This window comes from Niastella sp. sgz303648, assembly GCF_059587045.1.
In genome coordinates this window covers 15,452-27,662 of sequence record NZ_JCAPSW010000018.1, presented here as the reverse complement: position 1 = coordinate 27,662, position 12,211 = coordinate 15,452, and the positions used below count along the sequence as shown (strand labels likewise).

Below are 12,211 nucleotides of genomic sequence, written 5' to 3'. Positions count from 1 at the left end.
TGATAATCAGCAAATAGTGGGTACCTCGTTGCTCTATACCTCGTTGCCTTATTTCTTACTTCTCAACAAAGCCTCCAGATAATAATAATCCGCATAATTGATCGGCACGTCTACTTCGCTGTTGGTTGGTTTGGTACCAGTGCTGTGCAATAATATGAATCCTTTGTTGTCACCTATTGGCGAACGATAGTTATTTGTAAGGTTTTGCAAAATGGTATTCGCTACCGACAGGTATTCTTTTTTATTGGCGCTGTATTTAGCCAGTTCAAATAAACCCGAAGCCAATACGGCAGCCGCCGATGCATCGCGGGGTTCATTGGGAATACCGGGTGCATTAAAATCCCAGTAAGGAATTTTATCCTTTGGCAAATTGGGATGATACAATATAAATGCAGCAATGTGTTCTGCCTGTTTCAGATATACAGGATTTTTTGTTTCGCGATAGCACATGGTATAACCATATAACCCCCATGTTTGCCCGCGCGCCCAGGCCGATTCATCGGCATAGCCCTGGTGCGTTTGGCGCTTTACCACTTTACCGGTCGCAGTATCGTAGTCAACCACGTGATAGGAACTGTAATCGGGCCTGTAATGATTTTTCATGGTAGTATTGGCATGACTTACCGCTATTTTGTAAAATGATGAATCACCGGTTAAACGTGTAGCGGCAAACAATAATTCAAGGTTCATCATGTTATCGATAATTACCGGATAGCCCCATTGCTCTTTATGATGGTCCCACGAACGGATGCAACCCACCACGGGGTTAAACCGGGTCGACAATGTTTTAGCCGATTGAATGATCACTTCTTTATAGGCAGGGTCTTTTGTTATTTGATATCCGGTACCATAACTGCAGTAAATTTTAAAACCCATGTCGTGCGTAGCGCCGTTCAGTTTTTCTTTTTCTTCAAGGCTTGTAAATTCTTCCGCTTTCGATTTCCATTGGGGCTTGTGCGTATAATTATATAACATCCACAATTCGCCGGCAAAAAAACCGCTCGTCCAGTCTTTAGCGGGCACCAGTTTTAGTTGACCGTTTACGAGGGTACGCGGCGATACCAGGTCGGCACCGGTTCCCTTTGTATCGGTAATGTTGGTTAACATTACGTAGGTTTGTTTTTCTGCATCAGAAAATACCTGCGGTAGTTTTACTGGTTGTGCGTGCACCATCGATCCAACAACAACAATCGCCAGTGTGGCAAACAACTTTTTATTCATCGTGTTTTATATTTTATATTTCTCGCGGAGGCGCGAAGGCGAAAAAAAATCCGTTAATTAGTTTTGAATTGTAATTCCAGTAATTTCATCAACTCGCCCTTGTCTATTGAAACCGGCTTAATAATCAACTGATGCGTTCCGGCGGGTAACGAAATGCTGTCAATATCATCGGTTATCACTTTTGTATCTGATCCGCTGCCCGTTATTTTTATTTCCTTTGAATAGCTTCCTGTTTGCAGCAGGAAGGTTCCTCCATTGCCATCTCCGGCCAGATATTTCATACTTACTTTGAAAGTCGCTGGTTGGGTGAGGCGAAATGTCCAACTTAACCACTGGTCGTTCGATTTCCAGTTCTGCACATAATATTTACCTGCTTTACCATCCCCATAGCTGAAGTTATTCCCGTGCAGCTGCGCATCAAATGCCAGTAACCGGTGAAGCGGCAAATTCGAAGCCAGCACCTGCACCGAATCGGTTTTCAATGGCTCCTTTAATTCAACAGCAATAACTGTAGTCAGCGTATCGGGCATTTTTGCAGGAAGATTGATCACTACATCATTTTCATTTACCCGGCCGGCAGTTAGTTGTTTATTACCATCGAGCAGATATATTTTTCCAAACGCACTTTTTAATCCACCAATGTATAATTTATGATCCGAAGGCCAGTTAAATACCTGCAAATACATCGTATTTCCTTTGACGGTAGATACTCCCCAGCTTTGCAATGGGAGCGGACTTGCCACGGAGCCATAAATGCTTTGTCCATTTTTTTGCATCCAGGCGCCAATGCCTTTTAAAATAGTGAGGTCGCGGCTGTCGAATGCACCATCGCCTTTGGGACCGATATTCATTAATAAATTGCCACCGCGTGAAGCTGCTTTTGCAAGTAACTGCACAAAGGCGCTTACCGGTTTGTGGCTGCTGTCGAATTTATGATAGCCATATGATTCATTGGTAGTAGGAATGGCTTCCCAGTCGCCGGTTACAGGATAAAATTCAAGCGGACGGTCAGCGGTATTTTTATAATCACCAAAACTGATGTCTGCATTGCGGGCCAGCCGTCCGTTTACTACCACATGCTGATCTACTTCACGAATGGCCTTTAATATTCTGATGTTTTCCGACAGCGGCAGTTTCGACGGCGTATCGAACCATAAAATATCAGGATGATATTTTGCAATCAGTTCTTTTATCTGTGGAATGGCCTTTTCATTTACATATTTCACCGCTTTCGGCAACAGCTCGGGATGTAAATTAAACCAATTGATGCCGCCATACAACCCTTTATCACCGCCGGGATTGCTATATTCCCAATCATTCCCCGGTGCATCGGGATGCTCCCAGTCGAACGCATGTGAATAATAAAATCCGAATTTGATACCGTACTTATGACAGGCAGCACTCAGCTCTTTCATAGGATCGCGTTTGAAAGGCGTTTGCTGCATAATATTAAAGTCCGACACTTTTGAATCGAACATCGCAAAACCATCGTGATGCTTCGATGTAATGATCATATATTTCATGCCCGCTTCTTTGGCATGGCGCGCCCATTCATCAGCATTAAATAATACCGGGTTGAACTGATGTGCCAACACAAGATATTCAGCACGTGGAATTTTTTCTTTGCGCATCAGGTGCTCGGCATATCCATCTACTTTTTTCCCTTTCCACTCACCACCGGGCAACGAATAAATGCCCCAGTGAATAAACATTCCAAAACGCGCCTGCTGCCACCATTGTATGCGCTCATCATGATTTTTCATAGAGGCAGTCCACCAGCCATTTACCGCTTCATCAATCGCCTGCTGATCGCGCTGACGTCCACGATTAAACATTTCCTTGTCTTCTTCACCGGCTGTTTGTGCATTAGCAATCGTGGTGGATAAGGCACAGGCAATTGCCAATAAATTTTTTCGTATCATTTGTTAAATGTTATCATCTTTAAACGATAGGTTTCTCGCAAAGGCGCCAAGGCGCAAATTGGCTCGTAACAATTTTAAACCATGACAAGCCGATGCATTAGAAGTTAATTAAACCTTTAAGAACGCAAAGAGTCTCTTAGCGCCTTTGCGCCTTTGCGCGAAATTTATTCACAACCAAATCAACGGATGGCGTATGGGCAAATTTCTTATCACTTCTTCTACTGTGGGCGCATGCTCAAGACCCTTCCAGGTTTTCAGCCATTCTTTATTATCATAGGCATTTGCGCCAAAAATTAAAAATGGCTGTGCCACCGGCCAGTTATCCCAGTACATTACATCAGGACTTTTTGGCCACTTGCTTTTATCAACAATAAACGGATACAAATATTCAATGCCTTTGCGAATGTTTCTTCCATCGGGTGTGGCATATGTAAACAGGTTGTCGGTTTTGGTGCTCAGTATCTGGCAAATAGTAATTAATGCATCGAGGTTGAAGATCGAATAACCATATGCTTTGGTTCTTCGCAGTTCCTGCGGAAAGCTGCCATCGGCCGCCATTTGATTAGGCAATAACACATTTTTGAACCTGTCGCGGCAAAAATTCATGAGTTGTTCATTATGCGTAAATCTGGCAAATGCCGCCGTTTGCATCACCCAGCAGGTACCATGATTATTAACGGCATTCATTTCGTCTTTACCATACTTATGCGTAGTTAACCATTGCAGGTATTTTTCAAACCAGCTTCTGATCGCCTGCAGCAGCTCACGGTCCATACCTTTTGCATTTCCCATTACCATCAATCCCTGTACTACCTCCATTAATTGAATGGTATCGATGATGCCAATGCCGCGACCGGTGAACCTTCCTTTGATGGCCTGTGAATACTGCAAACCCGGGTTCATCATAGTAGCGGTGTCAACAAACCAGGCTTTGCAATGACGCAATGCCTGTGCAATGTATTTTTCGTCGCCGGTGATCTGATACGCCGATGCCAACGCCCCAACGATCTGGCTTAATCGAATCATCGCATGGCGGTGGGCTACAAAATTGTCGGGATTACTCATGCCATCCCGTTGCACATACGGACTATCGGGAAATTGCGGATTGGGCCACCAGTAATCTCCTTCTGAAAAGAAATCGTGTTTACCACCGGCGCTTCGCGGCGAAGATTCCGCCGTTACTGTTACAGGCTGTTGCTGTAAAGCCCAGGCAGCCTGCTCCAGAATTTGTTTGCGCAGGGTTTTCATCACTTCGGCTTTATAATCGCTTTTCGAAACAACTGTGTTTTTTTCATCGGCCGCCGATGGCCAAAGTTGTGTATTTGCCATAATAGCAAACAACAACCAGCAAACCGTTATTTTATTAAATTCCATATGAAGGAGTTTATGGTTTTATTTCTTCCATTTTCAAATCTTCAAATTGGCGAATTTTCAAATTATTTAGTCATAAACTGCCAGCTCACATTACCTACTGTATTCGGCTTTCCTTTTACAGGTGCCGAAATGGTTCCTTTTAATTTGCCGTTCTTATCTTTCTCCACTTTTATTTCGCGCCAGCTGTAATCGCCTTTTTCATAATTATAGGTTTCGCCATCATCATCGTACAACATATATTTCCCGGGCTTTTCGCCGTAATAGCGAATGGTAAGATCAACTTTTTCATTGGCTGCGGGTGCATGCAGCATAGGCTTCATCATGGGTATAATAGCGCCGTCTTTTACATACAACGTAATTTTATCTAACCCCGGTGTAACGGTTATTACCTGCCCATCGCCCACAAAGGCGCCGGAATAAAAGTCGTACCATTTGCCTTTGGGCAATACCACCTTGCGTGTTTGCTGACCCGTAAACAAAGGAGCAACCAACAAATAATCACCGGCCATGTATTGGTCTTTGATCTCTTTCGATACGGCTTCTGCATAAGGATTCTCTTCGAGATTGGCATTGCCGTTTTCTTTTTTCGCTTCGGGCACAAAACCTTCTTCGAGGTTCATAGCTCTGAAGGGCGGAATGCCTTCAAAATGATAGCGCGCAAAAGCCGAATACCAGTAAGGCATCATTTGCATCCGGAGGAGTGCCAGTTGTTTTATCGGCTCAGCCACATCATCGTACGACCAGGGCTTAGTGCCGCTTGCCCAGGCATTGATCATGGCCATAGGCGAAAACACTACGGTTTGAAACCGGCGCAACCATTCTTCCGATGTTTTTGAGGCTCTCACTTCGGGCGTCCATAAAACACCGGCAAAGCCACTATTGATGAGCGCTGTAATAAAATCTTCATGATTATAATAATCGTTGTAAATAACATATGGGAAAGAAGCGCCGCCGGCATTAGAACCGCGCACCAGACCAAAGGTCCTTTTGTTCTGGCGGTGAAATATTTCTTCGCTGTAGCGTTGTACCAGCAACCCAAATGTTTGCCGCATTTGTTCGGCCGCAACACCCGACGGAAATGTAGCCACATCGGGCCACAGGTAATGATCATATCCGTCTACTTCATCAATTTTATACCCGCTTACACCGGCAGCCACCTGGTTGTTTTGCAGCTGATCAAAAAATAATTTACGCGCTTCGGGCGTGGTGAAATCAGGCACCAGTCCGTTCCATACGGTATGTGAACCGCTATACGGAATAATCGCCTTATAAAAAGGCGCATCGGGCGAAACGTAAGGATTCGTCCAGAGATTAATGCGAATATTATCCTTCAGCAAATCCTGTACAAAACCGGCAGCATTAGGATATCGCGTGCTATCCCATGAAAATGTACAGGGATATGATTTGCTTTGCCATCCCGGTTCAAGCCCGATAAAATCAAGTGGAAATCCTTTTTCACGAAAAGCGGCTACTTCTTTTTTTACTTCTTCTGAAGTATATAACGATTTTACCCGTTGTGTAAAACCCAGTCCCCACCGGGGCGGCAAACAACCGCCGCCATTAAACAGGTTAAACCGGCGAACAGCATCTAACGGCGTTGGGCCGCCGAATACGTATACTTCAACGCCTGCTGCGGGTACCAGTATTTCTACCGCATCGGAATAAGGGCGGGCGTTCCAGGTTTTATCGGTATTGCGGTCTTTGGCTACCGGTGCATTTTTACTGTCAACACGTACCCCTGTTCCTGCATACACATTCAGGTAGCGGGCCGAATTAATAAATACGCCGTATCCTTTCGATGAAACATAAAATGGTGTAGGCGCATGCGTACGGCCATTATCTTTTCCGCCAAAATGATCAACGTGCAGCTGCAAAATCTTTCCGCGCTGATGCACCGTTTGAAAATTCAATCCAAAACCATATACCTGTTCTTCTTTTTGCAGGGGAAAACGCAGATAAGTTTTTCCGTCTATCACTTTAATGGAAATATCACCTTGCGGCAAAGGGAAGGTTGCCGCGGTAATGGTTGCCAATGCTTCTTTGTTGGGTTGTGCACCTGATGCTTTCAGCAGATCATATGCTTCGGGCGCGCCCACAACGGCCTTCCATACACCGGGTGCTGTTTCTGTCCATGACAGATTCTGCGCATGGAGGATGCATACTTTAAACAGAATTATGCAAACCAGTAATATTCGTCTTGTACTATACATATCGTTTTTAAAATTCGTTTAATTCGATCTTGGTTCTCTGTACTTACTCCATACTTACTCCATATATATTCCATATATATTCCATATTTACTCCATACACCCTTCATACTACTCTCCTGGTACTTCCGTGGTACTCACGTATACCGGCCCTACCGGCATTGCGTCCCTGACGGGACGATTCCACAATCACGTTGGTTCTACCAACATCACGTCCCTAACGGGACGCACGTTCTAAAAATCATTCATCCCCTCATCTTTTCAACCAGTTAACCTTTCAACCTGTTAACTTTTTCAACTTATCAACCACTCAACATTTACAGCGGAACCACCGTATACGTCTTCCCCTTCTCCGTCACAAAATCTATGGTATACCGCTGTGGTATTGTCAAATCTGTCCCTTTCGCCTGCTGGTTTCTTTCGTAAGGCGGCTGTCCGTACGATGTATTCAGCCTGTTCGCATTATTGCCTGCTGCCGCTTTTGAAGACGCTTCAATGACTTTTATTGGTTGCAGGGCGCTTACACGACATGGACCGCCCAATGCACTGAAAATAGCTGACTTTGTCAACTTTCCCTGCTGCCATATTAAGGTTACGGTAAAATTGCCGCGCGCTTTAATTCCACTTATTGATCCGTTCTTCCATGCATCAGGCAATGCGGGCAACAAGGCCAGTTCGCCATTATTGCTTTGCAGCAACATTTCGGTTATACCGGCAGTAGCGCCAAAATTGCCATCGATCTGAAAAGGCGGATGTGCATCGAATAAATTGGGATAGGTACCGCCGCCGCTCATGGCATCTCTTGTTACGGTTGGATCGATATAGGTGAATGCATCGCTTAAAATTTTGTAGGCATGGTTGCCATCCTGTAAACGGGCCCACCAGTTTATTTTCCATGCCATCGACCAGCCGGTGCTTACATCACCGCGAAATATAAGCGATTGTTTGGCGGCCGCTGCCAGATCGGGCGTAGTAGAAGGATTGATCTGACTACCGGGATACAATCCAAATAAATGCGACAAATGTCGATGCTTATCATTCGGATCGTCCCAGTCTTTATACCATTCCTGCAATTGTCCGTATTGACCAATATGAAACGGATACAATTTTTCTTTGGCCTTTATTAACTGATCGCGAAATGTTTCATCCGTTTTAAGCACACTGCTTGTTTTAATAGCAGCAGTAAACAGTTCGCGAATAATGCTCATGTCCATAGTAGTGGCCGCACCCACCTGGTACTCTTTACCATTTATTTTCATGGTGTTTTCGGGTGAAGTAGACGGGTTGGTGATCAGATAGCCATTCGAAGGATCATTAATCAACCAGTGCAACATGAATTGTGCAGCTCCTTTCATCACAGGCCATGCATTTTTTAAAAATGCTTCATCACCGGTGTATAAATAATGTTCCCACAGGTGCGTGCACATCCAGGCGCCTGCCATTGGCCAGCAACTCCAGCGCGGCATACCACGCGGGTCACATTCGTAGCCACCGGGCGGTGATGTTTTTGCCCATAGGTCTGAATTGTGATGCGCTACCCATCCTTCCTGTATATTGTAATTTACTTTTGCTGTTTGCGCTCCATTCACCGCCATTTCTTTTAAGAAACTGAATAAGGGCTGATGGCATTCACTCAAATTGGTGTTCTCAGCCAGCCAGTAATTCATTTCGGTGTTGATGTTGGTGGTATAGTTACTGCCCCATGGTGGTTTTACCTGGTCGTTCCATATGCCTTGCAAATTGGCAGGCCGTGAGCCGGGCCTTGAACTGGCAATCAGCAGGTAGCGGCCAAACTGATAATATAATACCTGTAATTGCTGATCGATTGGGGCGGCTGCATATTTTTTCAATCGTTCATCTGTCGGTAATTTTGTGGCATCCTGAGATCCGTCATTCAATTTTAATGCAACGCGTTTAAATAACGACTGGTAATCGCGTATATGCGCCTGCTTTAGTTGTTCATAAGTTAGCCGAAGTGCTTTTTGCAAATTAGCTTTGGCTTCAACCGATGGATCTTTTCCATCAAAACCGGGCGACTTATCAAAACCATTAAAACTGGTAGCATCCGACAAATAAATTGTAATGGCATTGGCGCCGCTTACCACCAGCTTATCGCCTTGTTGTTGCACTTTGCCACCCTCGGTCTTTATTTTAACATGCACCTCAAAGTTCATTCCTTCACCGGGAAAGGTTGAGTTTCCCTTAACAGACTGACCCGTTTTTTCCAACGTATCATACACCACCTGCTGTGGTTCATAATCTCTGTTGGCAACAAACTTAGGCGCTTTACCCTGCAGCAAAAGGTAATCGGCGGCAGCAGTTTTTACTAAGTATTTTAATTTGCTTGTCAATGCAAGACTTCCATTGATCGCGCCTTTTTTATCGGCAGTAATGCGCATCACCAAAACATGCGAAGGATAACTGATAAACGTTTCGCGCTGATAAGTTACTCCTCCTGTTTTATACTTAACGGTGGCCACTGCATTATTCAGATCCAGGTCACGGTAATAAGTTGTGGGTACCGAATCATTCAAATTCAAATGCCACCACAGATCGGCCATGGGCAGATAACGAGCAGAATACGGGCCCTGCATTTTTTTCCATAAGGCGGCTGCTTTTTCGTAATCGCCGTCAAATACGGCCTGCCGCACCTGTGGCAATACAGATGGTCCATTGGCATTATTACCAGCCTCGGGATATCCCGACCACAATGTGTTGTCATTTAACTGCAGGCGTTCTGTACCAACACCTCCAAATACCATAGCACCTGTTTTTCCATTACCAAGCGGAAGGGCTTCTTCCCAGGCAACGGCAGGTTTGTTGAACCAAAGTTTGAGGTTGGGGTCATTGCCTGTTTGCGCATGCACAGCAATGTTAGCAAGCAGAAAAAAACAAAATATCGTTGTATTAAATCTCATATGTTTATTTTGAGATGTGCCACACTTTGAGATGTGCCACACTTTGAAAGTGTGGTACATCTTTACAGATCTGTAAATACAGTTGTCAATCCTTCACTCTTAGCACTCACCACCGACTTACCACCATTGGTTTGCACCCGAATAATAGCACGGCCATTGTATGCCTGCACATACCGTGAGCCGGTATCGGTTCCCTGGTTATCGATGAGCTTTCCATCGCCGGTTAAACCAAAACGAATCCAGTTGGCGGCATCCAGACAAGCCACATTATTTTTGTCTGTTATTTTAACCTGTACAGTGGCAATACCGTTTTCTTCGCTTATTTTTTCCAGTAACAACTTAGCCGGCTTACCCCATTTTTCGGTTTGATATTGAAAGCTGATTGAATCGGCCACAACCGTTTTTCCATTACGGGCAATTACTTTTACCTGGCTCATGCCTTTACTGAAAGGTACATTCCACCGCAATCCTGCAGCCGGAAAATCCTGGCTGTTCCTTTTCTTTACTCCATAGCTTTTGCCGTTTACGAACAATTCGGCTTCGGCACAATTAGAATACACTTTTATCATTTTTTCTTCGCCTTCGCTGCCCCATCGTACCGGCCATGAATGTCCGTAAATATGCGCCATGGGCTGGGTCGTCCAGTATGATTGAAATACGTAATACGCTTCTTTTTTGGTGAGATCCCTTTCTACTACACCTTTTTGATTCATGTATGGAATGGGATTATCAGGACGAACAGGTGTTGAAAAATCTTTGAAAGGCCATTGGGCCGAACCGGTTAACCAGGGCATGGTTTCCTGTTCTTTTAAATGCCAGTCGATGAGATTGCAAATGTAGGTTTCGCTCCAGTCGCCATCTTTTGAAACCCGCGCGGCGCCGCCATATAAACTGGCATCTCCCGCCCTTTCATCGGCCCCATTGCCAGTTTTAACAACCTGCAAAGCTTTGTCGGGGTTTTCTGAATGACGGCGGGCATGACTATCGCCACCCCACTCCACATGCAGAAAATGATTTACTTTTTTAAACTCTTCTTCACTCGCCTGTTTGTATTCGGTAAAAATGCCCCGATACCAGCCCGCCCAGATGGATGGCGAATACACGTCGACGATATCTTTACAAAAATCACAACGGCGAATAGCGGTTTTACGTGAAGGATCGAGCTGATGCGAAAGATCGTTCAAACTTTTCATAAAGCTGCGGATCTTTTCTTTATCAAACTCAGGAAAATCACCAGGCCAATCGTTCTCATTCCCCATACCCCATATGATCACAGCAGCATGATTATAATGTTGTTCGATCATGTTGGTGAGCATTCGCTTTGCCTGTGCCTGGTATATCTCGCCACCGAGGCCGCCGCGGCACCAGGGAATTTCTTCCCAAACAAAAATGCCGAGGCTATCGCACAAATTCAAAATAATGCGCGACTGCTGATAATGCCCGAGCCGGATGAAATTCACACCCATTTCTTTCATCATGATCATTTCACGGCGCATCATATCTTCGGTCATGGCAGCTGCCACGCCGGCATGATCTTCATGGCGATGGGTACCACGCAGCAATAATCGTTGCCCATTTAATAAAAACGGACCGTGATCGGCAAATTCAAAATAACGAAACCCAATTTTTTCGCTTCTTACATAGCTGCCTTCCGGCGAAGTAACAGTGGCTTCTACCGTATATAATGCAGGTTTTGAGGGTGACCACAATTGTGGCGTTTTTACTGCAAAATCAGTAAGGTGAATATCGCCCTGTAAATTGTTAGGTTGTATTTCTTTTTGCTGTAATAATTTACCCTGTGGATCCATCAACTTTACAACAACACGCGCACCGGCTACAGCAACAGGATTGTACAATCGTGTTGACACCTGTACATTTCCCGTTTCCCCTGTTTTGTCAGTTTCTGCTTTTGCAAATAATTTATCAATGGAAACAGCAGGTGTATACACGAGATTAAGATACCGGTAAAGGCCACCGTATACATTAAAATCCGACAAATTCGAGGGAATCATTTCAAGGTCTCGCGAATTATCTGTACGAATGGCAACAGGTATTTTTCCTTTAAATTGCTTTTGACAAACCTCGGTTTTACGAAATGCCTCTACCGCATCGGTAATGTCTACCGCCCATTCGTCGTACCCGCCGGTATGCGACCCTACTTTTGTTGTGTATACATATACATCTGTTTTCTGTCCGGCGCCTTCAAAAAAAAGCAGGGTACGGCCGTTGTTATACGGGTTGCGAATTTCGAGTTGCGAACGGTACCATGCGGGCCCCTGGTAATAATTTACATCGGGGTCAACAGCATCTTCGGCATTTACACAATGCGGCAACTGTACCGTTTGCCATAGCGGTACGCTTTCGGGGTTACCCTTACCAACCGGGCGAACAATTTCCCAGATTCCGCCTACGTCTTGTTTTAAAAATTCCCAGTTACCTGTCAGTCTCATCGACTGCTGCGCCATTATCTGTTCACACCACAATACAATCAATACAATAAACAAACTTTTTATCTTCATTTTTTCCCTGTTATTTAACCAAGTACGTCATTTGCTCAATTGACAATATT

General features: G+C 44.7%; 6 protein-coding genes. All 6 read right to left on the bottom strand.

Going from position 1 to position 12,211, the window contains the following annotated elements; translation table 11 throughout:
- Positions 1-48: 48 nt before the first annotated feature.
- On the bottom strand, positions 49-1,221 hold the full coding sequence (locus tag AC59IL_RS32935) for a glycoside hydrolase family 88 protein (RefSeq protein WP_496556508.1): 1,173 nt from the start codon (positions 1,219-1,221) through the stop codon (positions 49-51).
- A 53-nt stretch (positions 1,222-1,274) separates the two neighbouring features.
- A complete protein-coding gene (locus tag AC59IL_RS32930; RefSeq protein ID WP_496556507.1) occupies positions 1,275-3,143 on the bottom strand; it encodes an alpha-L-fucosidase in 1,869 nt (622 codons plus the stop codon).
- Positions 3,144-3,311: 168 nt separating this feature from the next.
- Positions 3,312-4,517 carry an alginate lyase family protein gene (locus AC59IL_RS32925; protein ID WP_496556506.1) on the bottom strand — a complete coding sequence of 402 codons (1,206 nt, stop codon included), beginning with the start codon at positions 4,515-4,517 and terminating at the stop codon, positions 3,312-3,314.
- Between the two features lie 62 nt (positions 4,518-4,579).
- On the bottom strand, positions 4,580-6,727 hold the full coding sequence (locus tag AC59IL_RS32920; protein ID WP_496556505.1) for a glycoside hydrolase family 31 protein: 2,148 nt from the start codon (positions 6,725-6,727) through the stop codon (positions 4,580-4,582).
- A gap of 314 nt (positions 6,728-7,041) precedes the next feature.
- The gene (locus AC59IL_RS32915) at positions 7,042-9,642 is read right to left on the bottom strand and encodes a glycoside hydrolase family 95 protein (protein ID WP_496556504.1); all 2,601 of its coding nucleotides are present in this window, start codon (positions 9,640-9,642) and stop codon (positions 7,042-7,044) included.
- Between the two features lie 62 nt (positions 9,643-9,704).
- Entirely contained in the window at positions 9,705-12,161 is a 2,457-nt protein-coding gene (locus tag AC59IL_RS32910) for a glycoside hydrolase family 2 TIM barrel-domain containing protein (RefSeq protein WP_496556503.1), read from the bottom strand.
- Positions 12,162-12,211 lie beyond the last annotated feature (50 nt).

Excerpts from the sequence above, each read along its gene's own strand:
- AC59IL_RS32935 (WP_496556508.1), bottom strand. The coding sequence starts at position 1,221 with ATGAATAAAAAGTTGTTTGCCACACTGGCGATTGTTGTTGTTGGATCG.
- AC59IL_RS32925 (WP_496556506.1), bottom strand. The coding sequence starts at position 4,517 with ATGGAATTTAATAAAATAACGGTTTGCTGGTTGTTGTTTGCTATTATG.
- AC59IL_RS32915 (WP_496556504.1), bottom strand. The coding sequence starts at position 9,642 with ATGAGATTTAATACAACGATATTTTGTTTTTTTCTGCTTGCTAACATT.
- AC59IL_RS32910 (WP_496556503.1), bottom strand. The coding sequence starts at position 12,161 with ATGAAGATAAAAAGTTTGTTTATTGTATTGATTGTATTGTGGTGTGAA.
- AC59IL_RS32930 (WP_496556507.1), bottom strand. The coding sequence starts at position 3,143 with ATGATACGAAAAAATTTATTGGCAATTGCCTGTGCCTTATCCACCACG.
- AC59IL_RS32920 (WP_496556505.1), bottom strand. The coding sequence starts at position 6,727 with ATGTATAGTACAAGACGAATATTACTGGTTTGCATAATTCTGTTTAAA.